20 protein-coding genes are annotated in these 24,284 nt (G+C 49.4%); 14 read left to right on the forward strand and 6 right to left on the reverse strand.

Going from position 1 to position 24,284, the window contains the following annotated elements:
* Position 1: 1 nt before the first annotated feature.
* The 6 genes from Q8K39_RS11050 (at position 2) to Q8K39_RS11075 (ending at position 6,304) form a co-directional block, all read left to right on the forward strand.
* Entirely contained in the window at positions 2–967 is a 966-nt protein-coding gene (locus Q8K39_RS11050) for a glycosyltransferase (protein WP_186951294.1), read from the forward strand.
* A gap of 10 nt (positions 968–977) precedes the next feature.
* Positions 978–1,904, forward strand: a complete 927-nt coding sequence (locus tag Q8K39_RS11055) for a formyltransferase (RefSeq protein ID WP_305260125.1) — start codon at positions 978–980, stop codon at positions 1,902–1,904.
* A 61-nt stretch (positions 1,905–1,965) separates the two neighbouring features.
* The gene (locus tag Q8K39_RS11060; RefSeq protein WP_186951292.1) at positions 1,966–3,006 is read left to right on the forward strand and encodes a bifunctional UDP-4-keto-pentose/UDP-xylose synthase; all 1,041 of its coding nucleotides are present in this window, start codon (positions 1,966–1,968) and stop codon (positions 3,004–3,006) included.
* 11 nt (positions 3,007–3,017) lie between these two features.
* A complete protein-coding gene (locus Q8K39_RS11065; protein ID WP_186951291.1) occupies positions 3,018–3,953 on the forward strand; it encodes a polysaccharide deacetylase family protein in 936 nt (311 codons plus the stop codon).
* A 36-nt stretch (positions 3,954–3,989) separates the two neighbouring features.
* Complete coding sequence (locus Q8K39_RS11070; RefSeq protein ID WP_305260128.1) at positions 3,990–4,472, forward strand: peroxiredoxin; 483 nt, start codon at positions 3,990–3,992, stop codon at positions 4,470–4,472.
* Between the two features lie 116 nt (positions 4,473–4,588).
* Entirely contained in the window at positions 4,589–6,304 is a 1,716-nt protein-coding gene (locus Q8K39_RS11075) for a PhoH family protein (protein WP_186951289.1), read from the forward strand.
* A gap of 117 nt (positions 6,305–6,421) precedes the next feature.
* Here the strand turns inward: Q8K39_RS11075 and Q8K39_RS11080 are convergent, their stop codons facing one another.
* The 5 genes from Q8K39_RS11080 to Q8K39_RS11100 all read right to left on the reverse strand — a co-directional run bounded on the left by Q8K39_RS11080 (position 6,422) and on the right by Q8K39_RS11100 (position 12,472).
* Positions 6,422–8,308, reverse strand: coding sequence for an MFS transporter (locus Q8K39_RS11080; RefSeq protein WP_305260131.1), 1,887 nt, complete (start codon positions 8,306–8,308; stop codon positions 6,422–6,424).
* 89 nt (positions 8,309–8,397) lie between these two features.
* The gene (locus Q8K39_RS11085) at positions 8,398–9,087 is read right to left on the reverse strand and encodes a polysaccharide deacetylase family protein (RefSeq protein ID WP_305260133.1); all 690 of its coding nucleotides are present in this window, start codon (positions 9,085–9,087) and stop codon (positions 8,398–8,400) included.
* 44 nt (positions 9,088–9,131) lie between these two features.
* The gene (locus Q8K39_RS11090) at positions 9,132–10,472 is read right to left on the reverse strand and encodes a hypothetical protein (RefSeq protein WP_305260134.1); all 1,341 of its coding nucleotides are present in this window, start codon (positions 10,470–10,472) and stop codon (positions 9,132–9,134) included.
* 37 nt (positions 10,473–10,509) lie between these two features.
* Positions 10,510–11,223, reverse strand: coding sequence for a lipoprotein-releasing ABC transporter ATP-binding protein LolD (lolD, locus tag Q8K39_RS11095; protein WP_305260135.1), 714 nt, complete (start codon positions 11,221–11,223; stop codon positions 10,510–10,512).
* Positions 11,216–12,472 (reverse strand): lipoprotein-releasing ABC transporter permease subunit, encoded by a 1,257-nt coding sequence (locus Q8K39_RS11100; protein ID WP_305260136.1) that lies wholly within the window; start codon positions 12,470–12,472, stop codon positions 11,216–11,218. The genes lolD and Q8K39_RS11100 overlap by 8 nt, the downstream gene beginning before the upstream one ends.
* A gap of 65 nt (positions 12,473–12,537) precedes the next feature.
* Between Q8K39_RS11100 and Q8K39_RS11105 the strand changes: the two genes are divergently transcribed.
* Together Q8K39_RS11105 and recJ are read left to right on the forward strand one after the other, a co-directional pair.
* Positions 12,538–13,533 (forward strand): hypothetical protein, encoded by a 996-nt coding sequence (locus tag Q8K39_RS11105; RefSeq protein ID WP_305260138.1) that lies wholly within the window; start codon positions 12,538–12,540, stop codon positions 13,531–13,533.
* On the forward strand, positions 13,530–15,218 hold the full coding sequence (recJ, locus tag Q8K39_RS11110; RefSeq protein WP_305260140.1) for a single-stranded-DNA-specific exonuclease RecJ: 1,689 nt from the start codon (positions 13,530–13,532) through the stop codon (positions 15,216–15,218). The genes Q8K39_RS11105 and recJ overlap by 4 nt, the downstream gene beginning before the upstream one ends.
* Here the strand turns inward: recJ and Q8K39_RS11115 are convergent.
* Complete coding sequence (locus Q8K39_RS11115; protein ID WP_305260142.1) at positions 15,215–15,943, reverse strand: alpha/beta family hydrolase; 729 nt, start codon at positions 15,941–15,943, stop codon at positions 15,215–15,217. The two genes, recJ and Q8K39_RS11115, sit on opposite strands and share 4 nt — an antisense overlap.
* Positions 15,944–16,281: 338 nt before the next feature.
* Between Q8K39_RS11115 and Q8K39_RS11120 the strand changes: the two genes are divergently transcribed.
* The 6 genes from Q8K39_RS11120 (at position 16,282) to Q8K39_RS11145 (ending at position 24,251) form a co-directional block, all read left to right on the forward strand.
* Positions 16,282–17,901, forward strand: a complete 1,620-nt coding sequence (locus Q8K39_RS11120) for an ABC transporter substrate-binding protein (protein ID WP_305260144.1) — start codon at positions 16,282–16,284, stop codon at positions 17,899–17,901.
* A gap of 134 nt (positions 17,902–18,035) precedes the next feature.
* The gene (locus tag Q8K39_RS11125) at positions 18,036–19,040 is read left to right on the forward strand and encodes an ABC transporter permease subunit (protein WP_305260146.1); all 1,005 of its coding nucleotides are present in this window, start codon (positions 18,036–18,038) and stop codon (positions 19,038–19,040) included.
* A 48-nt stretch (positions 19,041–19,088) separates the two neighbouring features.
* Positions 19,089–20,021: an ABC transporter permease subunit gene (locus Q8K39_RS11130; protein WP_305260148.1), complete on the forward strand. Its 933-nt coding sequence runs from the start codon at positions 19,089–19,091 to the stop codon at positions 20,019–20,021.
* 13 nt (positions 20,022–20,034) lie between these two features.
* Entirely contained in the window at positions 20,035–21,051 is a 1,017-nt protein-coding gene (locus Q8K39_RS11135) for an oligopeptide/dipeptide ABC transporter ATP-binding protein (RefSeq protein WP_186951278.1), read from the forward strand.
* Positions 21,051–22,037 carry a peptide ABC transporter ATP-binding protein gene (locus Q8K39_RS11140; RefSeq protein WP_305260328.1) on the forward strand — a complete coding sequence of 329 codons (987 nt, stop codon included), beginning with the start codon at positions 21,051–21,053 and terminating at the stop codon, positions 22,035–22,037. The genes Q8K39_RS11135 and Q8K39_RS11140 overlap by 1 nt, the downstream gene beginning before the upstream one ends.
* Before the next feature lie 183 nt (positions 22,038–22,220).
* Entirely contained in the window at positions 22,221–24,251 is a 2,031-nt protein-coding gene (locus Q8K39_RS11145) for a M13 family metallopeptidase (protein ID WP_305260329.1), read from the forward strand.
* Positions 24,252–24,284 lie beyond the last annotated feature (33 nt).

The raw sequence follows: 24,284 nt of genomic DNA on the forward strand, positions 1-24,284 counted from the left end.
AATGAAACCCGAACTCTCTGTTGTCATACCTGTATATAACGAAGAAGCTGGCCTGGCCAAGCTGTTTGAGCGTCTGTACCCAGCGCTTGATACGCTGGCCGCACGCGGAGTCAGCTACGAAGTTGTTTTTGTTAACGATGGTAGCCGCGATAACACGCCTGCCTTGCTGGCAGACCAGTATCGCTTGCGTCCAGACGTCACGCGAGTTGTTCTGTTCAACGGCAATTACGGCCAGCATATGGCTATTCTGGCTGGCTTTGAAGCCACGCGAGGAGAGATCATCGTCACTTTGGATGCGGATTTGCAAAATCCGCCTGAAGAAATCGGTGCCCTCGTCGACAAAATGCGCGAAGGCTATGATTATGTAGGCTCCATACGCCGCAAACGTCAGGATTCTGCCTGGCGCACTTATGCGTCCAAGGCCATGAACCGCTTCCGCGAGAAAATTACTCGCATCAAGATCACGGATCAGGGCAATATGTTGCGTGCTTATGGTCGCAATGTGATTAATCTTATTAATCAATGCAGTGAAGTAAATACCTTCGTCCCTGCACTGGCTTATACCTTTGCGCGCAAGCCAACAGAAATCACCGTCGAGCATGAAGAGCGTTCTGCTGGTGAATCAAAATATTCGCTTTATAGCTTGATACGCCTGAATTTTGACTTGATGACGGGCTTCTCCATCATGCCTTTGCAATGGTTTTCCATGCTGGGTATGGTGCTCTCTGTCTTGTCTGGTGGCCTGGTGTTGCTCTTGCTAATACGTCGCTTTGCGCTGGGGGCAGAGGCTGAAGGTTTATTCACCCTGTTTGCCATCGCATTCTTCCTCATGGGTGTCATCTTGTTCGGCATAGGTTTGCTGGGTGAGTATGTGGGTCGCATTTATCAGCAAGTGCGTGGCCGTCCGCGTTATGTGGTGCAAACCATACTGGAACAATCCAATCCGGATTTGCCTGAAGTTAATTGAGAAAGCAGAGATGACTACATCAGCATCCCCTGCAACAGCAGTGGTTTTTGCCTATCACAGCGTAGGTGTACGTTGCATCAAGACTTTGCTGGCACGCGGCGTGGACATCAAACTGGTCGTCAGCCATACTGACAACCCGGCAGAAACCATCTGGTTTGAATCCGTTGCCGAACTTTGCCGTGAGCAGGGCATACCCTGTATAACGCCGGATGATCCAAAATCAGCCGAACTGAAAGAGCAGGTGGCGACAATTGCACCAGATTTCATTTTCAGCTTTTATTACCGTCATATGCTGCCGCTGGATGTATTGGCACTGGCAAAGCGCGGAGCTTACAACCTGCATGGTTCTTTACTGCCCAAATACCGCGGTCGTGTACCGGTCAACTGGGCAGTTTTGCACGGCGAAACCGAAACTGGTGCCACCTTGCATGAAATGGCTTTGAAGCCTGATGCAGGTGACATCCTTGCTCAAGTATCAGCGCCCATTTTGCCGGATGACACGGCTTATGAAGTGTTTGGCAAATTAACCGTTGCGGCAGAACAATGCCTGTGGAATGCATTGCCAGATTTGATTGCAGGTATAGCCAAGCGTTTGCCGAATGATTTATCTGCCGGCAGCTACTACGGGGGCCGCAAACCAGAAGATGGCCGCATCAACTGGCAACAGACTGCGCAACAGGTATATAACCTGCACAGAGCTGTGGCACCACCCTACCCAGGTGCATTTACCGACCAGGCTGGCCAGCGTTTTGTTATTGGAAAAGCACGTCTATTCAAAGCTGATGCTGCAAATTTGCCGACAGGCTTACATGTAGTGGATAATATCGTCCTTGGCGTGTGCGGTGATGGCCGTGCACTGCATATTATTGAATTGTTAATGAATGACAAAATCGTTGGCCCGCAAGAGTTGGCGGCCATATTGAAGCAGGCGGCATAATCGCTTGTTTATTTGTGCATTCTGAACTGGCAATCAACATTTATTTTAAAAAGAATTCATTATGAAAAAAGTCCTTATACTCGGCGTGAACGGTTTTATCGGTCACCATTTGTCCAAGCGCATTCTGGAAACCACAGACTGGGAAGTGTATGGCATGGACATGCAAACCGAGCGTCTGGGCGACATGATCAATCACCCGCGCATGCATTTCTTTGAAGGTGACATCACCATCAATAAAGAATGGGTTGAATACCATGTCAAGAAGTGTGATGTCATCCTGCCTCTGGTTGCGATCGCCACACCATCGACTTACGTAAAACAACCTTTGCGTGTGTTTGAGCTGGACTTCGAAGCCAACCTGCCTATCGTCCGCTCTGCAGCAAAGTACGGCAAGCACTTGGTATTTCCTTCCACGTCTGAAGTTTATGGCATGTGTCATGACGAAGAATTCGATCCGGAAGAATCTGAACTGATTTGTGGCCCTATCAATAAACCACGCTGGATTTATTCTTGCGCCAAGCAATTGATGGACCGCGTTATCTGGGGTTATGGTATGGAAGGCTTGAACTTCACCCTGTTCCGCCCATTCAACTGGATCGGTGCTGGCCTCGACAATATCCATACGCCCAAAGAAGGTAGCTCACGTGTAGTGACCCAATTCTTTGGTCATATTGTCCGTGGCGAAAACATTTCTCTTGTTGATGGTGGCGCGCAAAAACGTGCTTTCACTTATATCGACGACGGTATTGATGCACTGATGCGCATTATCGATAACAAAAACGGCGTAGCCAGCGGCAAGATCTACAACATCGGCAACCCAACCAATAATTTCTCCATCCGCGAACTGGCACACATGATGCTGGATCTGGCGGCTGAATATCCTGAGTACGCAGAAACAGCGAAAAAAGTAGAGCTGACAGAAACCACTTCTGCCGCCTACTATGGCAAAGGTTACCAGGACGTACAAAATCGCGTGCCAAAAATCACCAACACCTGTGAAGAACTGGGCTGGAAGCCAGTAACGACCATGCCAGACACCATGCGCAATATTTTCGATGCATACCGCAGCCAGGTAGCCGAAGCACGCTCCTTGATGGACTAATACTGGACTACATGCCTACCATCGTTCTCAAGATCGACGTCGATACCTATCGCGGCACTAAAGAAGGCGTACCAAACCTGGTGCGCATTCTTCAAAAGCACAATGCGGGCGCAACTTTCCTGTTTTCTTTGGGTAAGGACCACACAGGCTGGGCCTTACGCAGGGCTTTCCGCCCTGGCTTTTTCCAAAAAGTGTCTCGCACATCGGTCCTGGAACATTACGGATTCAAGACCCTGATGTATGGTGTGCTACTTCCCGCGCCAGATATAGGCAGTTGCACGACCGAAATGCAGGCTGTGCGTGATGCCGGTTTTGAGTGCGGCATACATACCTGGGACCACGTGGTCTGGCAAGACAATGTGCGGGTGCGTGACTTGGACTGGACCCGCAAGCAAATGCAGCAAGCTCACCAGCGCTTCCAGCAGATTTTTGGCGTAACACCAAAAACCCATGGCGCAGCTGGCTGGCAAATGAATGAGCATGCTTTCTCCCAGCTTGATCAGTTTGGCATGCAATACGCTTCAGATGGCCGCGCCATGCTGAATGAAGATGGCAGCCTGGCAAATGCTGATGCAGGCCCCTATCGCCTTCAAGTGGGCAATACGGCCATGTCATGCATACAAATGCCAACTACCCTGCCGACCCTGGATGAGTTGCTGGGGCGCGACATAGGCGGGAATGTCATTAGCGAGTCAAATATAGCTGCCAATATACTGAAACTGACAGCAAGCCCAAAAGATCATGTATTTACCTTACATGCAGAGCTTGAAGGACAAAAACTCGCCCCCATATTCGAGGAATTGCTGACAGGCTGGCACAAGCAAGGTTATCGTTGTATTTCCATGGCGGACTACTATGCGTCCATCAAGAATAGTGACTTACCGACGCGTCCATTATCATGGGCAAGCTTGCCAGGCCGTTCCGGAGAACTGGTCGCCCTGATCTAGTCAGTCAGCAACATTTCTCCACCCCTAACCAAGGAGATGAAAGTGGCTGAAACCCCTTCTGCATTACAATGCCAGGTACCTGAATTTTCTGCCGCCATGACTGGTGACAAAGCGTTTCAATTAAGTGATTACACTGGTAAAAATATCATCATTTATTTTTACCCAAAAGACAACACCCCCGGCTGCACTACGGAAAGTATTGCATTCCGTGACCTGCACCCACAATTCCAGCAAGCCAATGCTGTCGTGTTTGGCATCAGCCGTGACAGCTTGCGCTCTCACGAAGGCTTTAAAAGTAAATTGGACCTCCCTTTCGAGCTGATTTCTGACCCTGATGAAACTTTGTGCCTGTTGTTCAATGTCATGAAAATGAAGAACATGTATGGCAAACAAGTGCGCGGCATAGAGCGCAGCACATTTGTGATTGACGGCAATGGTAAATTAGTGAAAGAATGGCGTGGAGTTAAAGTAGCAGGACACGTAGATGAAGTACTCGAATTTGTGAGCGCCCAAACTTAATTGAACTCTCCAGAATTACTCTTGATAAAAGCCGCGAAAGACAGTGCCAGCAGTGATGCAGGTATGTCCTTAGCGGCTTTTAACTTTTCAGCTCTCACTTTTTGATTGAGGTTTTCATGCCATTGCCAAAAATGCCGACCAAGCCAGCAGCGCTGCTTTCGCCCAAGGATTATCCGAAGGCAGAAAAAGGCAAACCAGCCAAAACAATAAAATCAGCAACGCCAGAGAAAATCAAAGCCATTGATGTCGCCCCGGCACCACAAAGAAAGAAACTCGCAACTGTTCCGGCAGTTGTCAGCAAACCTGTTGCAGAAAAAGCGACACCAGCGGTTATCGCCAAAACTTTGCCTGTCGTTGCCGCAAGCAAGGCCAAAACCCATGACAGCCGCGTCAAATCCGGCACCAGTCGTGCCGCTGACAAATCTGGCACCACCAAGCTGTTTGTACTTGATACAAATGTCTTGATGCATGATCCTTCATCACTGTTCCGTTTTGAGGAGCATGATGTCTACCTGCCGATGATCACCCTGGAAGAACTGGATGATCACAAGAAAGGCATGTCCGAAGTTGCCCGTAACGCACGCCAGGTATCGCGCTCACTCGATGCGCTGGTAGGTGATATCGATCATCACGATATAGAAAAAGGTATCTTGCTGTCCAAACTGGGCAACAAGGATGCCAAGGGCCACCTGTACTTCCAGACCAAGCTGCAAAGCGCCGACTTGCCAGTTGGCCTGCCTAAAGGCAAGGCAGATAACCAGATACTTGGCGTCGTTCGTGCGCTGGAAACTGAAATGCCTGGCCGTCCTGTGGTACTGGTGTCGAAAGACATCAATATGCGCATCAAGGCGCGTGCCATGGGCTTGCCAGCAGAAGACTATTTCAATGATCACGTGCTGGAAGATTCTGATCTGCTGTATTCAGGCATCGTGCAATTGCCCGATGATTTCTGGAACAAACATGGCAAGGGCATAGAAACCTGGCAAGAAAACCGCAATGGTTTGAGCACGACTTTTTATCGCATTACCGGACCTGTCATCCCTTCCCTGCTGGTGAATCAGTTCGTGTATCTAGAACCCAAGAATGGTGAGGCCTCTTTCTATGGCCAGGTAAGGCAGATCAACGGCAAGACTGCAGTACTGCAAACCTTGCGTGACTATGGTCATATCAAGCATAGCGTCTGGGGTATCACTTCCCGCAACCGCGAACAGAACTTTGCATTAAACCTGCTAATGGATCCGGAATGCGATTTCGTTACACTGCTAGGTCAAGCCGGTACTGGCAAGACCTTGCTTGCTTTAGCGGCAGGTCTGGCGCAAGTGCTGGAAACCAAAACCTACAATGAAATCATCGTCACGCGCGTTACTGTGCCTGTCGGTGAAGACATCGGCTTCCTGCCAGGTACAGAAGAGGAGAAAATGTCGCCATGGATGGGTGCATTTGACGACAATCTGGAAGTGCTCAACAAATCAGACAATGATGCCGGTGACTGGGGACGCGCCGCCACTCAGGATTTGATACGCTCCAAGATCAAGATCAAATCGCTGAACTTCATGCGTGGCCGTACTTTCGTCAATAAATTCCTCATCATTGACGAAGCCCAGAATCTGACACCGAAACAAGTCAAAACTCTGGTGACACGTGCGGGTCCAGGTACCAAAATTATCTGCCTGGGTAATATCGCCCAGATCGATACGCCTTACCTGACTGAGGGTTCCAGCGGTCTGACTTATGTTGTAGACAGGTTCAAAGGTTGGGCGCACAGCGGACATGTCACACTGGCACGCGGTGAACGTTCACGCCTGGCAGATCATGCGAGCGAGATTTTATAATCCAGCTTGCAGTAAAAAATAGTAGCAAGTAAAAATGGCGCATTCAATATTGAATGCGCCATTTTCTTATCTAAAGAAAGCTTGAATCCACCTTAAAGTTAAGCTGAGAGTTGGATTTTATTTCCACTCGCCACGCAACTCACTGACTTTTTCCTGTAGAACCTGAGGTGACACATCTTGCGGCTGCATGACATCCCCCACCACCATTTCGAGTTTGGAAAATGGTCCGCGACGGAAAGCGCGTTCAAATGGATTGCTCTTGTCACGCGACAGTACGCTCCCCCACAATCCACGCAAAGCCAGTGGGTAAACAGGAACAGGACTGCGCTCCAGTATCTTCATGATACCGCCTTTGAATTCATTCAACTCGCCTGTCGTCGTCAATCTGCCTTCTGGAAAAATACAAACCAGCTCACCTTCATGCAAAGCCTGGGCAACATCGATAAAAGACTTTTCCATCAACCATGGATCTTCTTTGGCCGGTGCGATAGGAATAGCTTTTGCCGTGCGGAATACCCAAGACAAAAACGGTATTTTAAAGATCCTGTGATCCATGACAAAACGCACCGGCCTCGGGCTCGATGCCATGATGACGATGGCATCCATGTAGCTGACATGATTACAGACCAGTATGCCCGCGCCTTCATCTGGTATGCGGTCAGTGTTGATGGTTTTGACCTTATAGATGGTGTGTACCAGCAGCCAGGCAATAAACCGCATCAGGAATTCTGGCACCAGGCTGAATATGTAGATAGCCACGATGGCATTGAGTATGGCTGTCGCCATGAATATCTGCGGTATCGTGAAGCCTTGTTTCAGCATTGCTACAGCCGAGAGTGAGGCAACGACCATGAACAAAGCGTTCAGGATGTTCATGCCCGCTATCGTGCGTGACAAATGTTTCGGGTCACAACGTGTTTGTATCAAGGCAAACAAAGGCACAATATACAGTCCGCCAAAAACCCCGATCATTGTGATATCGAACAGAATATGCAAACTGCTTGCCTGTTTAACAAACTCCATTGCACCAACAGTCGCCACATTGGTATAGCTGAGGCTGGATAAATATAGATCAAACCCAAATACTGACAAGCCTATCGCACCAAATGGTACCAGTCCGATCTCTACTTTATGGCCAGACAGTTTTTCACAAAGCAAAGAACCAGCACCGATACCAAACGAGAAAATCGTCAGCAAGAGGACAAAGACACTGTGATCGCCATGCAGGTAATCCTTGGCATACAAAGGGAATTGCGCAAGAACGATGGCACCATAGAACCAGAACCAAGAGTTACCCAGCAGAGATAAAAATACCGGACGGTTTTGTTTGCTGAAGCTGATATTCCTGATGGTTTCTGTAGCCGGGTTCCAGTTGATTTTCAATTCTGGCACGGGAGCTGGTGAATCAGGGATACGCAGAGCAGTCACGTAGCCAATGACTGCGACAATTATTGCGCCACCAGCCACAAGTTCCGTTCCCCAAGGCTTGTGCACCACCAACATGGCGCCCAGTATTTCCCCGAGCAAAATACCGACAAATGTCCCCATTTCTATCAAGCCATTGCCACCAACCAGCTCATCTGTCTTGAGGTGCTGAGGCAAATACGCATACTTGACAGGGCCAAACAAAGTGGAATGTATGCCCATGCCAAAAACGGCGGCAATCAAAAGCCAGAGATTATGCGTTTGCCAGCCTACGGCAGCAATCAGCATGATGCCAATTTCGAGCAACTTGACCTTTCGGGCCATTCTGCCTTTTTCATATTTGTCAGCCAACTGCCCAGAAGTCGCAGAAAACAAGACGAAGGGCAAAATGAATAAGCCTGGTATCAGGTTATTGAGCAAACCGACATCCATATTTGTCCATGACAAAGCGTCATACGTCAGTATGGTCAACAAGGCTGTCTTGAACACATTATCATTGAATGCCCCGAGGAATTGCGTCCAGAAAAAGGGGGCAAATCGGCGCTGTGTCAGCAGGGTAAACTGGCTATGTTGGCTCATGGGTGTTGTCTGCTACCTGAAAATTAAGATTAAAACCGCAAGAATTGTAACTTACCCAAGTCTGAATTGAGTAAAAACCGTGTACACGATCAGGAAAGAAAAAAATCAATTGCTTTGTGAACTGGCAATATCTGACAACTTTCCTGTGTAGCCGTCCGCAAGGCGCTTTCCAGCAAAGCTGGTGTTGCACCCCATGGGCCAGGAGTTTCACTGACTTCGTGAGTATACAAAATCAACCAGCCGCCTACTGTGGCGGTATGCTTGATCAAGGCAGCAATCTCATCCACATTGTTGTTGGCCGAATATAGGGCTTGCGCGCGCAATGCAGACAGGTCGGCACGTCCAGTCTGTGTGCCTCCTCCTGTAATACGGTTATATGAAAATCGTTTGGCAGCCGCCAGCTTGCTACCCAGGTTGTAGGCACCAAAGGGAAAGGCAAAGCCGTGGTTAATGATGCCATGCTGCTTGAAAAAAGCCTGATTACGCTCCCAGTCCTCCGACAAAAAACTGGAAGTGACATTGGCGCAGTTGGTATGCGAATAGGTATGGCAGCCAATCTCATGCTCGTTTTCTAGCAGTCGCTGCAAATCCTCGACACTATGGCAAGGCTGGTTTTGCTCGACACCATCAGTCAAGCTACCACAAATATAGAAAGTGCCGCGTGCCTGGTATAACTCCAGTAGCAGGGCACCCTGGTGACAGGCACTGGCTGGTACATCATCAAAACTGAAACTGACCACTCCCCTGCCCTTGTTCAATGGCAGCCACCGATTTGCCATGTGCCTGGCAGCGAAACGGCTTAATCTTTGTGTTAGCCTCATGATCAGCGCAAACTATCCGAGGCACTTAAGGAATGTTGATAGCGCTTCATACCCATACGTGAGTTACTCCCAGGTAAATTTTCATAGGTATATTCCAAACCCAGTTTAATCACTGCCTGTTTCAAATTCACGCCATCAGACTCACGTTGCACTTTTTCATAAAAGCTATCCAGCACCAGACGAAAGCCGCGTTCAAATTCATATCCTCCACCCAAGCCTATACGCAGCAGTTTTTCCTTACGCGACGTGCCGTCAGCCAAGCTTGCCAGGCGAGGTACGAGTACATTATCGCTATTTTGCAAAAGCGTGGAGAAATTCATTTGCGATTTATCTGAATACTTCCATTGCGCGTCAAAGCGCATGGCCTTGCTGAGTACGTAGACCACAGTGCGGTCAACAATCGTAAAAGGCCTATCCCACAATTGCAAATCAAGGCGCAGCTTAGGGGAATAATGATAAGTGCCGCGCCACAGGATATTCGATAGATTGGTATTTCGCTCAGTTAGCACGTCGTACTGACGCTTGATGACACCAAGATGCGCGCTGGTCACTGATTTGCTGCTGTAGCGCCATTCAGCATCGATAAAAACCTCTGACTCTTTATAGGCTTTATCCAGATCCGCAATATCCTGCTCGTTCCGGTCCGGGAAACTGGTTTCCGACATGCGCGTACCGATTTCCACACTGGAACCAGTCGGTGAGTAATAGCGCCCACTCAGCTGCCTGCCACGTTCATCAAAGTTGTATAGCTGGTTCAGTGGCAGATCATAATTCAAACCCGCCCGGTCGACTCTGGCATTCAAAGACCATTCATCTGTGAGTTTAAAATTGACATTGGCGGCAGCACGCTTTTGGTGCGAGATATCTTTCTCTGTCAGACTGCCATTAATGTATTGAAACAATCTGTCTTCTTTGCCAGCAGTCACCTGTCCATTGACAATTTTGCCCGCGGCCCAGTCGAGAGTCGCATCGGCAGCTATCAGCTTGTGGTCAAGATCCTTATAATTTTTATAGTGCCGTTTGCCTAGTGAGCCCGTCAGTATCAAACGCGTACGATCAGACAAGATGGGGATAATGGCACCCGCCCTTATGTCAGTGCCAGTAATGCTGTCTCGATTGCGGAATTGCTTGTCTGGCGCAGGCTCAGGCCGATCCGGCTGGGCAGTTTGTTCGTAAAATCGAAAAGGATTACTATCACTGGTCAGCGAAGTTTCCAGTTGCAAAACCAGTTCCACTGTATCAGCCGCATGCACAGATGGAGTAATGACTGTCAACAAGCCAAGCACTAGCCAGCTACCTGATCTGGTAGAAAAACGAGATATGCCGGATGCTTTATTACGCATCCCGCAATTCATTTTGCTGGTTTTGTGCATGCCATTTCTATTGTAATTGCAGGCCACTATCAGTTAAACGGAAAACACGGTCGCAGCGCCCCGCCAATTCTGCGTCATGAGTAACAATAACAAAAGCAGTACCCAGCGTACGCGACAATTCCAGCATCAGGGCAAACACTTGCTGGGCCGTGCTGCCGTCCAGATTACCCGTAGGCTCATCTGCCAGCACACAGGCCGGCTGGGTTACCAGAGCGCGAGCCAAAGCCACGCGCTGCCTTTCGCCACCGGACAACTCGCCAGGTACATGCTTGAGTCTATGCCCGAGCCCGACTTTTTCCAAAATGGCTTGCGCAATCTTTTGCGCCTCGGTCCGTGCCATACGACGGATGATGAGTGGCATGGCGACATTATCCAGTGCTGAAAACTCAGGTAGCAAGTGGTGAAACTGGTAAACAAAACCCAACGCACGATTACGCAAAGTACCACGGGCAGTCTCACTCAAACTGGCAAAATCCTTGCCTTGCAAGGTCACGGTACCTTTGCTAGGCGTATCCAGGCCACCCAGCAAATGTAGTAGAGTAGACTTGCCGCAACCAGACGCACCAATGATGGCGACCCGCTCTCCCCAGAATATACTCAGGTTGATTTCCTTCAGAACATTGACAGATTCCAGCCCTTGCAAAAATGTCTTGCCAAGGTCACTGCAAGATAAAACTGCTGCTTCTTTATTATCGTTTTTACTCAAAACTTGATCACTCATAACGCAATGCCTCCGCAGGTTTAACGCGTGAAGCACGCCAGCTAGGATAAATGGTGGCCAGCATGGCCAGGATTAAGGCAACACTGCCGATAGTCAGTACATCGGATAATTGCACATCCGATGGCAACTTGCTGATGACATAGACTTCTTTGGAAAGCAACTGTATGCCCAGCAAGCTTTCTACGAAAGGCACGATGACATCAATATTAAGGGAAATTAACAAGCCCAGGCCCACACCTGACAATGTTCCCAGGCAACCAACTATCGTCCCCTGTATCACGAATATCTTCATGATGGATGAAGGTGCTGCACCCAGGGTACGCAAGATGGCAATGTCAGCCTGTTTGTCAGTCACCGTCATGACCAGAGTGGAAACCAGATTAAATGCGGCCACGGCGATGATCAACGTGAGGATGATAAACATCATGGTTTTTTCTGCTTTTACTGCAGCAAAATAAACTTTGTTTTGCTGTGACCAGTCCCGTATCAACAAATCACCAGACAGGTTGCGCGACAGCTCAAACGCCACCTGAGGAGCTTTAAACATTTCCTTGATACGCAAACGCAAGCCAGAAGGAGAGTTCAGGCGAAAGAATTTTTGCGCATCTTCTATATGCATGAAAGCCATGCCCGAATCATACTCATAATGACCGGCTTCAAATATCCCAACCACATTGAATGCTTTCAGACGGGGCACTACTCCCGCTGGCGTCATTTGCCCTTCAGGCGAAGCCAGGGTGATTTTCTCACCTATGCGCACCCGCAAGCTGCTTGCCAGTGCAGAACCCAGCACGATATTGAATTCACCCGGCTTGAGGTCAGCCCATTTACCATATTTGATCTTGCTGGCTACATCCGAGACCTTGGGTTCTTCTTCCGGCAAAATGCCCCGCAAGATGACGCCGCGCATAACATCTTCACGGATGATCATGGCCTGGCCATCAACATAGGGAGCAGTACCCGTGACTGCCGGATTTTTTTGCACTTCCAGCGCAGTCGAGCGCCAATCAGGCAGAGCACCACTGGCATCAAATACTTCAACGTGGGCCAGCACGGACAACATACGGTCCCGTACTTCTTTCTGGAAACCATTCATGACTGAAATAACAACAATCATGGCTGCCACACCCAGCCCTATGCCCGCCATGGAGATCAGCGAGATAAAAGAAATAAACCCATTACGACCACTACGCCGCCCGGCACGCGTATAACGCAAGCCGACCAGCCATTCAAAAGAGAGATTTTTCACTGCATTTACACTTGTTATGAAGGCAGCCAGCAGTTTGCCATACGTTTGCCCTACAATACAGCACTATGAGCCAATTAGAATTGATAATCCCCTTCGGGATTCCGCCAGCAAACATCGCCAAAGACCTGTTAAAAGAAATGCGCACACCTGGATTAGCCAGGTTAATCGCTTGCGCAGGCAGTACCCAGGCACGGGCAACAGACGATTTCTCACGCGCACTTGGTTATGAATACTGGCTTGCCGACCAGTTTCCTCCAAAGGAAAAAGCCAACAGCCCGGCCATAGCATGGAACCGGATGAAAGCTTGCGATCTGACACCTGAAGCTGGTCATTGGTTCATTCTGCAACCCGTTCATATTCATATTGCCCGTGATCACCTGGTACTGACAGATCAGCGACGCCTGAATATTAGCGAAGCCGAATCCCGCCCTTTGTTTGAACAAGCCAAGGCAAGCTGTGAAGAAATGGGCTTGCAACTCTTGTTTGGTGACGCGCAGACCTGGTTCTTGCGCGCTGACGACTGGGTAGACCTGCAAACAGCTACGGTAGATGCCGCTTGCGGCCACAATATTGATATCTGGATGCCGAAAGGCGAATTTGAGCGCCCCTGGCGCAAACTGCAAAATGAAATACAGATGCAGTGGTTCACCCATGAGATCAATGCTCAGCGTGAAATGCGCGGTGCCAAAGTCATTAATTCCGTCTGGATATCAGGTGGCGCACAGAGTCTGAATCCGGCGCTAAAGCAAGTTTGTATTACGACAGACTACACCCAATATCCGCATCAACCTGCCGTCGAGAACGGACGAGCACCTGTCTTGCTGGACAATCTGTGCGAAGCGGCGATCAATAGCGATTGGGCGCAATGGCTAGACAACATGCAGGAACTGGAAAAAAACTGGTTTTTTCCTCTGCTAGCAGGTCTACAGAATAAGCAAATCCACAGTCTGAAGCTGGTTTTCAGCGACGCCCACAAAATAGCCAGCTTTGACTTGACGCCCTGGTCCTTACGCAAATTCTGGGTCAAACCCTCATTACATCACTTATTTTCGATTTCATGACACGCATTACAGTACGCCCCTGCCCTTTCCGTGAATCAGAAATGCTGCGCCAGAGTGGCCTGCATCCTGTATTGGCACGCCTGTATGCTTCACGCGGCGCAACAGGAGAAAAAGAACTCAGCATCGAGTTGAATGCCATGTTGCCACCTGCCGGGCTTTTGCACATAGACCAGGCTGCAAAGTTTTTGGCGGATGCCATCGCGCAAAACAAAAAACTGGTCATCGTGGCCGACTATGACTGCGATGGTGCCACTGCCTGCGCAGTTGGTTTGCGCGGCTTGCGCATGCTGGGTGCCAATGTCGATTACATCGTCCCGAATCGCTTTGAATATGGCTACGGCCTGACGCCTGAAATCGTCGCATTGACGCAAAAAGAAAAGTCGCCCGACGTCATAGTCACCGTCGACAATGGCATTGCCAGCGTGGATGGGGTGGCAGCAGCCAATGCCCAAGGTATTGCTGTAGTCGTCACGGACCACCATTTGCCGGGCGATCATTTGCCGGACGCAGCCGTCATCGTCAACCCTAACCAGCCTGAATGCGGCTTCCCCAGCAAGAACCTGGCTGGAGTCGGTGTCATGTTCTACGTATTACTGGCTTTGCGGGCAGAATTGCGTCAACGTGGCGTGTTTGATCAGCAAAATCAACCCAAGCTGGATACTTTACTGGACCTGGTTGCACTAGGCACGGTGGCTGACGTAGTCAAACTGGATGCCAATAACCGCATTTTGGTAGCGCAAGGCTTGAAGCGCATGCGCGCTGGCCGCATGTGCGCCGGGATAGCTGCGTTATTCCGTGTGGCTGGCCGTGAACCAGGCAACGCCAGCCCTTTTGATCTTGGTTTTGCCCTTGGCCCCAGACTGAATGCTGCTGGCCGCCTGGCCGATATGGCATTGGGCATAGAATGCCTGACCACAGATGATGAAGGTCGCGCCTGGCAAATCGCGCAGGAACTGAACGGCATCAATGCAGACCGCAAAGACATAGAACGCGAAATGCAGGATGTCGCCCTGCTGCATCTTGATGATTTCCAACCACAAGATAGCAATACCATTACCGTGTTTGATGAAAGCTGGCATCAGGGCGTCATCGGCATCGTCGCATCTCGCCTGAAAGACAAGTTTTACCGTCCGACCATTACCTTCGCACCTGGCGGCGAAGGATTGATAAAGGGTTCGGGCCGCTCGATTCCAGGCTTTCATTTGCGCGACGCGCTTGATCTGGTCTCCAAACATGCACCCAGCCTGATACAAAAATTTGGTGGCCATGCGATGGCAGCTGGCCTGACTATACGCGCAGAAGACTTCCCTGCATTCCAGCAAGCTTTTGAATCTGTAGGAAAAAGCTGGCTACAGGTACACCAGCTTGAGCGCATCGTGGAGACAGATGGTCCGCTGGAAGATGCCTATTACACGACAGATTTTATCCGCCTGCTGGATACCCAGGTATGGGGGCAAGGTTTCCCGCCCCCTATATTTTGCGATGACTTTAAACTGATTTCACAAAGGGTCTTAAAAGAGCGTCATTTAAAACTGGTGCTGAAAAAAAACAAGCTCAGATATGATGCCATCTGGTTTGGTCATACCGACACCCTGCCTGAGAATGTACATGTCGCCTTCAGGCTGGATGCCAATGAATACAATGGTGTCACCAGGGTCCAATTAATGGTTGAGCATATAGATTAGCTGCACTTTGAATCTTCCTGCTCAAGCAAAAATTTCTCAATATGCTTGGTCAGCAATTGCATATTACGATCAAACTTGCTGGCCGCTGTCACCGCATCGGCACCAGGCATTTCCAGACTGTGATTACCGTCCAGTGCGACAATTTTGAATTTCTTCAGTGTGCTTGCCGCAAATTGATGCAGAATGGCCAGCTCACAATAGGGGTCTGCATTTCCGGCAAGCATGAGGATGGCCCTTTTCTCTTGCCCAGCATCTGGATAATTTTGTTCCACCATACTCGGCTCATCCCCTCCGGACTTATCGGCCACACATAGCGGTGTCAGCAAGACGCAGTTTTTCAACAATGCCTCCTCCCGAAAAACACGCCAGGCTACGATGGAACCAAAATACTTGCCGGCAACAGAGATTTGCTGTTGCTGTATGAGCTTATCATTTTTTGTCAGGCTTAACACCAAGCTAAAGTCTTGTAACTCTGCAGCCAAATCCTCACTCGGCTGACCATGCGCAGCATCAGCAATATAAAAAGCCCAGTTAAACCGGAATACAGCGAAGCACTGCGACAGTAAATGACTGGCAACTTGCGCAATGACTGGCCTATGCACGTCATAGCGCAAACCTGGTGCCAGTATCAGTAACGGGAAAGGTCCAGTTCCGGCAGGAAATTCTGCAAGAACCTCTAATGCTTTGCCATCAGGTCTGATAATTTTTTCGATATGTGAGTGCATGAAATGATGAAAATGATGATTTTTGTTACTGCTTATGTGTTGAACTCATATAGCAATATGACGGCATAACATATCTTTTGGTTCCATGGCCATGAGCGTATAGCTACTTCGCGGCAATGCATCATATTTGCAACAATGGGCAAATCTTGTTTGCAAGAGAATCCACTGAATAGAGCCATTCAGGTTTGTCAGTTTTATTTTCAAAATTTTCTTCGGGCGTGTAACAAAATAATACAAATCTTATCGAATTGCTGCACAATACAAAAATCTGTGCGGGTCGGCTATGGCACAATCGATTTGTCGTTTTTACTGGTACTTATTCACTGTGGAGAGTCTGGATGAAAAAAGGTAATTGGCTGTTGAAGACTGGCGCATTGCTTGTGATTGGCGCATTTGCAGGTTTGCACGCTGGCGCGGCGATGGCTGCAAAGACTTTGGTATATTGCTCTGAAGGTAGCCCAGAAGGTTTTAACCCACAATTCTTTACTACCGGCACAACGGCAGATGCGGGCTCTGTGCCCATGTATAACCGCCTGGTGGAAATGGAAACGGGTACGACCAATATCACCCCTGCCCTGGCCGAGTCCTGGGAAATTTCTGCGGATGGCCTGACTTATACCTTCAAACTGCGCAAGGGTGTCAAGTTCCATGGCAATGCCAAGTTCAAACCCAGCCGCAACCTGAACGCTGACGATATACTTTTCAGCTTCTATCGCATGGCGGATGAAAATCACCCCTTCCACAAAAATACGCCAGGGCAAACATATGCCTACTTCCAGGATCTGGGCATAGCCAAGATAGTCGACAAGCTTGAAAAAGTCGATGACCTGACCGTGCGTTTTAAACTCAAACGTCCGGAAGCGCCTTTCCTCGCCACGCTGACGATGGACTTCATGTCGGTTCATTCTGCTGAGTATGCGCAAAAAATGAAGGCTGCAGGAACACCTGAGCTGATCGATAAAGAAATCATAGGTACAGGTGCCTTCCAGTTCGTGTCCTACCAAAAAGATGCCATCATCCGTTACAAGGCACATGACGGCTATTGGGATGGTCGCCCTAAAATCGACAATCTGATTTATGCAGTGACACCAGATGCTTCTGTACGCTACGCAAAACTCAAGGCGGGTGAGTGTCATGTCATGGCCTTGCCAAAACCCGCAGATGTGGAGTTGATGAAGAGTGACCCAAATATCAAACTGCTGTCACAACAGGGTTTGAATATTGGCTACGTCGGCTTCAATGTAGAGAAAAAACCTTTCGATAACAAACTGGTTCGTCAGGCTTTGAATCTGGCTGTTGACCGTGCATCGATCTTGAAGTCCGTTTACGCCGGCACTGGGCAAGTCGCCAAGAATGTTATTCCGCCTACCATGTGGTCGTATAACGACAAGATCAAGGAATATCCTTACGATGTCGCCCAGGCCAAAGAATTGCTGGCCAAGGCCGGGTATGCCAATGGTCTGGAAATTGAACTGTGGTATCTGCCTGTTTCGCGTCCATACAATCCTGATGGCAAGCGCATGGCAGAATTGATACAGGCAGACTGGGCCAAGATCGGTGTCAAAACCAAGCTGACGACCTATGAATGGACTGAGTATAAAAAACGCAGCAAAACTGGTGAGCAACATTCCATGATGTTTGGCTGGTCAGGTGACAATGGTGACCCGGATAATTTCTTTGAACCGATTTTGGGCTGCGAAGCTGTCAAAGGTGGCGGCAATATCCCAAGGTGGTGCAATAAGGATTATGAAGACTTGATCCAAAAAGCCAAATTGACACCAAAGCAAGCTGAAAGAGCCAAGCTTTACGAAAAAGCACAGGAAATAGTACGTGAAGAAGCGCCTTTGCTCTTGTTGGCACACTCTTTGCGTTACACACCAGTGCGCAAGAACGTGATTGGTTTCAAAATGGACTCAACCGCGCATCATTATTTTAAGAAAGTAGATTTGGATAAATAAGTAACACCGAAATGTGGCACCAATTTTGCAAGACTTTTGCAAATTGGTGCCACCGTTGTATCTGGAGCGTTGTTTTCAGATCTGCTGAAATTGTTTGTTATCCTGTTTGAATTTTGTTCGCAAAAGGTTTTTCGATGCTGGGTTTTATTTTTCGACGCCTGGGTGTAGTCATCCCCACTTTCCTTGGCATCACGCTACTGGTTTTTTCATTGATACACCTGATACCCGGCAATGTAGTTGAAGCCATGACGGGTGAACGCGGCATGGATCCGGAGCGGTACGCCAGCCTCATGCATCTGTATGGACTGGATCAACCCTTATACCAACAATATTTTTCTTATCTGGGAAAAGTCATACAAGGTGACCTGGGGCGCTCCATCATCACTCAGGAACTAGTCAGCAAAGAGTTCTTTACCCTGTTCCCGGCAACGCTGGAATTGTCGTTATGTGCGATTATTTTTGCGGTTGTCCTGGGCTTGCCAGCGGGCATATTGGCGGCATTAAAGCGTAATACTTTCCTTGATTATTCCGTCATGGGTGCCTCCCTGACCGGTTACTCCATGCCTATCTTTTGGTGGGCACTCTTGCTCATCCTGATGTTTTCCGTGACGCTGGGCTGGACGCCGGTGTCTGGTCGCATTGATATCCTGTTTGATCTGCAGCCAGTCACAGGATTGATGCTGGTTGACAGCTTGCTGTCAGGTGAAGAAGGTGCTTTCAAATCAGCGGTCATGCATCTGATTTTGCCTGCGATTGCGCTTGGCACTATTCCGCTGGCAGTGATTGCCCGCATGACGCGCTCTGCCATGCTTGAAGTTCTTAAAGAAGACTATGTACGCACGGCACGTGCCAAAGGTATGTCATGGATGCGGGTAGTCTGGGTGCATGCCTTGCGCAACGCCTTGATACCGGTCGTCACCGTTATTGGCATGCAAGTAGGTACCTTGCTGGCAGGTGCCATCCTGACTGAAACCATTTTCTCCTGGCCAGGCATAGGCAAGTGGCTGATTGAAGCAATACAAAGGCGTGATTACCCTACCGTACAAGGCGGGATATTATTGATCGCCACCATCGTCATCACCGTCAATCTGGTTGTTGACGTGCTGTACGGCGTGATCAATCCACGCATACGCCACTAATGCCATGCACAACTCCCATCATCATTTAAAAGATTTGATTGCAGAATTATGAGCAATACTAATTTACCGGCTAATGCAGTGAGCACGGCCAACTTGTCGCCGCCTCATCCACTGGTAGAGTTCTGGCACTATTTCAAACAAAACCGAGGTGCCGTCATAGGCCTGGCACTGGTGGGCATACTCAGTCTGTGTGCCCTGTTTGCGGAATGGATAGCACCACATTCCCCGATAGAACAATTCAGGGAATCCACGCTTACGCCACCAGCCTGGGCCGCCACTGGCAGCAGCAAATTTTTGCTTGGCACTGATCCGGTAGGCCGCGACATCCTGTCTCGCTTAATTCATGGCTCACGCCTGTCGCTGTTCATAGGCCTGGTATCAGTTACCCTTTCCATGAGTGTCGGCGTCACCCTGGGCTTGATCGCCGGTTTTTCCCGTAGCTGGACCGGGCGCTTTGCACGCATGCTGGAAACCATCATCGTGCGCTTCATGGATATCCTGCAGGCTCTGCCCAGTCTGTTGCTGGCGATCGCCGTAGTAGCGATACTTGGCCCAGGCCTGATGAATGCGATGTATGCCATTGCCATCGTCCTCATGCCGTCGTATGCCAGACTGACACGTGCGGCAGTCAGTGGTGAGCTGAACAAGGATTACGTCAATGCCTCCCGTATAGCTGGTGCCAGCAATTTGCGCCTGATGTTCAATTGTGTGCTGCCTAACTGTGCTGCCCCCATCATCGTCCAAGCTACGCTTGGATTTTCCACGGCGATACTGGATGCTGCAGCTCTGGGCTTTCTGGGTCTTGGTGCGCAACCCCCTACACCTGAATGGGGCTCTATGCTGGCCAGTGCGATGGAATTCATACAAAGCGCCTGGTGGGTCGTCACCTTTCCTGGTCTGGCGATCCTGATTTCTGTATTGGCCTTTAATCTCATGGGTGATGGCTTGCGCGATGCACTCGACCCCAAGCTAAAACGCTGAACAAAGATTCAACATGAAACCATTATTGGATATTAAAAATTTGCGCGTTGAATTTGGCTCGGAAACTCAGCCATTCAAGGCTGTTGATGGTCTTGATCTTTTCATAGAACAAGGTGAAGTAGTTGGCATCGTCGGTGAATCAGGATCGGGTAAAAGCGTGACTTCCCTGGCTCTGATGGGTCTGATCGACTTCCCTGGACGTGTGCGTGCCGATCAAATGGAATTCGATGGCCGCGACCTGCTGAAAATGAAGGACAAAGAAAGACGGCAACTGTTGGGCAAGGATATCGCCATGATCTTCCAGGATCCCATGACCAGTCTTAACCCTTGCTACACCGTGGCTTTTCAGTTGATGGAAACCCTGCGCCTGCATCAGGGTGGCAAGGAAAAAGACTTGCGCGCCAAAGCATTGGCATTATTGAAGCAAGTTGACATCCCAGACCCGGAAAGGCGCATGAATGCCTATCCGCACCAACTCTCTGGAGGCATGAGTCAGCGTGTCATGGTCGCCATCGCTATCGCCTGCAACCCGCGCCTGCTGATCGCGGATGAACCAACGACAGCACTGGATGTTACCGTACAGGCGCAAATGCTGGAATTACTACTGCAATTACAGAGTGAGCGCGGCATGGCATTGATGTTGATCACCCATGACCTGGCCGTTGTCGCACAGACTGCCAAGCGCGTTGTGGTGATGTATGCCGGGCAAGTGCTGGAAACTGGCACTGTGCCAGAAATATTCAATACCCCAAGACATCCTTACACCCAAGCTTTGCTGGCGGCCCTTCCTGAACATAACCTGGGCAAGGCGCGCCTGCAAACCATACCTGGCGTAGTCCCTGGCCTTTATGACAGGCCAACAGGTTGCTTGCTGGCACCGCGCTGCAGTTATGCGACTGAGCACTGCCAAACTGACCGGCCGCAATTGCAAGGACAGCCTAATGCCCAGGTACGTTGTCACTTCCCTCTGGATGCGCAAGGCGTGCCAGGGAATGGATGGCAAGCACCACAAATTGATCAGGCAGCATGATGCAAAATACCACTACGACTCCCGTATTACTGGAAGCAAAGAATCTGGCCAAGCATTACGCAGTGTCGCAAGGCTTTCTCAAACCCAAGGCAATGGCAAAGGCGCTGGACGGCGTATCTTTCCATTTGACTGCAGGCAAAACCCTGGCCGTGGTTGGTGAGTCTGGCTGCGGCAAATCTACCCTAGCCCGCCAGATCACCATGATAGAGACACCCAGCAGTGGCGAGTTGTGGATGGGTGGCAAAAATATTGCGCATGCAGATAAGCTCACACTCAAACAAGTGCGGCCTCTGGTGCAAATGGTGTTCCAAAACCCTTATGCCAGCTTGAATCCCCGGAAAAAAGTCGGTGCAATGCTGGAAGAGCCATTGATCATCAACACCCATCTGTCAGCTAAAGAGCGGGAAGAAAAAGCCAGGGCGATGATGACGCAAGTGGGGCTACGTCCGGAACATTACGGGCGCTATCCTCATATGTTTTCAGGTGGGCAAAGGCAGCGCATAGCGATCGCCCGGGCACTCATGCTTGATCCTGAAGTCATCGTCGCCGATGAACCAGTCTCTGCACTGGATGTATCTATTCAGGCACAAGTCTTGAATTTATTGATGGATTTACAGCAACAAAACGGTGTTGCCTACCTGTTTATCTCACACAATCTGTCAGTAGTGGAACATATAGCAGACGATGTTCTGGTCATGTATCTTGGGAAAACCGTAGAACATGGCGACAAGCAAAGTATTTTCCAGCGCCCGCTGCACCCTTATACCAAGGCATTACTGGCATCAACTCCGCGCATAGATCCGGCACAGCGCCAACAGAAAATGATGCTGGATGGCGAATTGCCCTCACCGCTCGCCCCACCACCTGGGTGCGCCTTCAATAATCGCTGTCCGCATGCCAATGAAAGATGCCGACAAGAAATACCTCTATTGCGTCCATTTGACAACCGGCTCGTCTCCTGCCACAGAGTGGAAGAAATTATCTAAAACTTTTACTAAATCTGGCGAACTTCGTTAAACTCTCGCAGTCTTACTCAGACTCGTGAAATGTTGCAGCAGCATTATTGTAGCAATTTCCATGGCAGCCTTGATGATTGCCTTATTTTTAAGCTCACCTTCACTCCCAGGAGACCCCAAGTGAAAGCACAAGTACTTAGCGCTATCGCGCTGATGATCGCCGGTACTGTTGGCAGTCAACTCGCGACAGCCGCAGAACCAGCGAAAACAGCATCTGCAGCATCGGTCTTATTGTCCGGCATAGATTCCAAGCATAATGATGCCGCGGTCCGCGCCCAAGATGACTTTTTTCGCCATGTGAATGGTAGCTGGTTAAAAAACACGGAAATCGCCTCTGATAAATCTTCTGCTGGTGCTTTCATCGACTTGCGCGAAGCAACTATCCCGCGCTTGCATGCTCTAATCGAAGGTTTGGCAAAAGCAAAAAATAAACCTGGTACAGATGCGCAAAAAATCGGGGATATGTACGCAAGTTATATGGATACTGCCCACATCGACTCACTGGGTTTAAAACCTCTGCAAGCTGAATTTGCCAAAGTAGATGGCATGACAGACAAAAAACAAATTCCTGGCTTGATGGCTTGGCTGAATCGTGCCAGCATAGGTGCACCATATGACCTGCAAATTCATCAGGATAATAAAGACTCAACCAAATATGTACTTGACATTGTCCAATCCGGTCTGGGTCTGCCTGACCGTGACTATTACCTCAACAATGAAGATGCGAAATTAAAAGAGTATCGCGCCAAGTATATGACCCATATAGAAAAAATGTTGTCCATGTCCGGTGATAAGGATGCGGCGAAACATGCGGCAGACATTCTGGCACTGGAAACTGACATGGCCAAAGTGCAATGGACCAAGGTTGAATTACGCGACCCAGTCAAGGCTTACAATAAATTCGAGATCAACAAACTCGATACGCTGACCCCGGGTTACGACTGGAATGCTTATTTGAGTGATCTCGGCGTCAAAGGCAAGATCGATTATATTATCGTCAGTCAACCCAGTTATCTTTCCGGTTTGAACAAGATTTTGCAAGAGACTTCACTCGATAAACTGAAAACCTATTTCAAATGGCACATCTTGCGTTCAGCAGCGGGTCAACTCCCGGCACAGTTTAGCGATGAAAACTTTGCCTTTAACTCCACCACCTTGCGCGGTGTTCCAGCACAAGAGCCGCGCTGGAAACGTGGCGTGCGCTTGGCTGATTCAGCCCTTGGTGAAAGCTTGGGCAAGATGTATGTGGCCAAGCATTTCCCGGCTGAAAGCAAAGCCAAAATGGAAAAACTGGTTGGCAATCTGCTGCTGGCCTACAAGCAAAGCATAGATACTCTGGACTGGATGAGCCCGGAAACCAAGAAAGAAGCCCAGGCAAAACTGGCGACATTCATGCCCAAGATTGGCTATCCAAACAAATGGCGCGACTATTCTGGCCTGAATATCACCAAAGGAGATGCTTTAGGCAATTTGCGTAATGCGCGCATGTATGCTGCCCAATTTGAATTGAATAAATTGGGCAAACCGGTAGATCGCGATGAATGGGGCATGACGCCACAAACTGTCAACGCTTATTACAATCCAGAGCTTAACGAGATCGTCTTCCCTGCAGCGATCCTGCAACCGCCATTCTTCAATGCCAAGGCTGACGATGCTGTCAACTACGGCGGCATCGGCGCAGTCATCGGCCATGAAATCAGCCATGGCTTTGATGACCAGGGCGCGCAATATGACGGCAAGGGCAATTTACGCGACTGGTGGACCAAGGAAGATCACGCAAAGTTTGCTGCTAAAACCGCAGTACTGGTCAAGCAATATAGTGCCTTCAGCCCTATTCCTGGTTACAACGTCAACGGCGAACTGACTTTGGGCGAAAACATTGCAGATAACTCAGGTCTGGCGATTGCTTACAAAGCTTATAAATTATCTTTGGGTGGCAAGCCTGCACCAGTCATTGGTGGATTGACAGGTGATCAGCGTTTCTTCATGGGCTTCGCCCAGGTATGGCGTGGCAAGATGCGTGAAGCGTCGATGATAGTGCAATTGAAAACAGACCCACACTCCCCGGGAGAGATCCGTGCCAATGGTACTTTGCGCAATATGCCTGGCTTCTATGATGCCTACAAACTCAAGGAAGGTGACAAGATGTTCTTGGCACCAACCGAGCGCGTAAGTATCTGGTAATCCAAGCGCAGTTGACTTAGAACCTGTTTGCGA

The sequence above is a fragment of the Undibacterium sp. genome (genome assembly GCF_030683615.1).
Lineage (GTDB): Bacteria > Pseudomonadota > Gammaproteobacteria > Burkholderiales > Burkholderiaceae_D > Undibacterium > Undibacterium umbellatum.

Excerpts from the sequence above, each read along its gene's own strand:
- Q8K39_RS11080 (WP_305260131.1), bottom strand. The coding sequence starts at position 8,308 with ATGAGCCAACATAGCCAGTTTACCCTGCTGACACAGCGCCGATTTGCC.
- Q8K39_RS11075 (WP_186951289.1), top strand. The coding sequence starts at position 4,589 with ATGCCATTGCCAAAAATGCCGACCAAGCCAGCAGCGCTGCTTTCGCCC.
- Q8K39_RS11085 (WP_305260133.1), bottom strand. The coding sequence starts at position 9,087 with ATGGCAAATCGGTGGCTGCCATTGAACAAGGGCAGGGGAGTGGTCAGT.
- lolD (WP_305260135.1), bottom strand. The coding sequence starts at position 11,223 with ATGAGTGATCAAGTTTTGAGTAAAAACGATAATAAAGAAGCAGCAGTT.
- Q8K39_RS11090 (WP_305260134.1), bottom strand. The coding sequence starts at position 10,472 with ATGCGTAATAAAGCATCCGGCATATCTCGTTTTTCTACCAGATCAGGT.
- Q8K39_RS11145 (WP_305260329.1), top strand. The coding sequence starts at position 22,221 with ATGATCGCCGGTACTGTTGGCAGTCAACTCGCGACAGCCGCAGAACCA.
- Q8K39_RS11060 (WP_186951292.1), top strand. The coding sequence starts at position 1,966 with ATGAAAAAAGTCCTTATACTCGGCGTGAACGGTTTTATCGGTCACCAT.
- Q8K39_RS11140 (WP_305260328.1), top strand. The coding sequence starts at position 21,051 with ATGCAAAATACCACTACGACTCCCGTATTACTGGAAGCAAAGAATCTG.
- Q8K39_RS11135 (WP_186951278.1), top strand. The coding sequence starts at position 20,035 with ATGAAACCATTATTGGATATTAAAAATTTGCGCGTTGAATTTGGCTCG.
- Q8K39_RS11055 (WP_305260125.1), top strand. The coding sequence starts at position 978 with ATGACTACATCAGCATCCCCTGCAACAGCAGTGGTTTTTGCCTATCAC.
- Q8K39_RS11050 (WP_186951294.1), top strand. The coding sequence starts at position 2 with ATGAAACCCGAACTCTCTGTTGTCATACCTGTATATAACGAAGAAGCT.
- Q8K39_RS11070 (WP_305260128.1), top strand. The coding sequence starts at position 3,990 with ATGAAAGTGGCTGAAACCCCTTCTGCATTACAATGCCAGGTACCTGAA.
- Q8K39_RS11125 (WP_305260146.1), top strand. The coding sequence starts at position 18,036 with ATGCTGGGTTTTATTTTTCGACGCCTGGGTGTAGTCATCCCCACTTTC.
- Q8K39_RS11105 (WP_305260138.1), top strand. The coding sequence starts at position 12,538 with ATGAGCCAATTAGAATTGATAATCCCCTTCGGGATTCCGCCAGCAAAC.
- Q8K39_RS11120 (WP_305260144.1), top strand. The coding sequence starts at position 16,282 with ATGAAAAAAGGTAATTGGCTGTTGAAGACTGGCGCATTGCTTGTGATT.
- Q8K39_RS11130 (WP_305260148.1), top strand. The coding sequence starts at position 19,089 with ATGAGCAATACTAATTTACCGGCTAATGCAGTGAGCACGGCCAACTTG.
- recJ (WP_305260140.1), top strand. The coding sequence starts at position 13,530 with ATGACACGCATTACAGTACGCCCCTGCCCTTTCCGTGAATCAGAAATG.
- Q8K39_RS11115 (WP_305260142.1), bottom strand. The coding sequence starts at position 15,943 with ATGCACTCACATATCGAAAAAATTATCAGACCTGATGGCAAAGCATTA.
- Q8K39_RS11065 (WP_186951291.1), top strand. The coding sequence starts at position 3,018 with ATGCCTACCATCGTTCTCAAGATCGACGTCGATACCTATCGCGGCACT.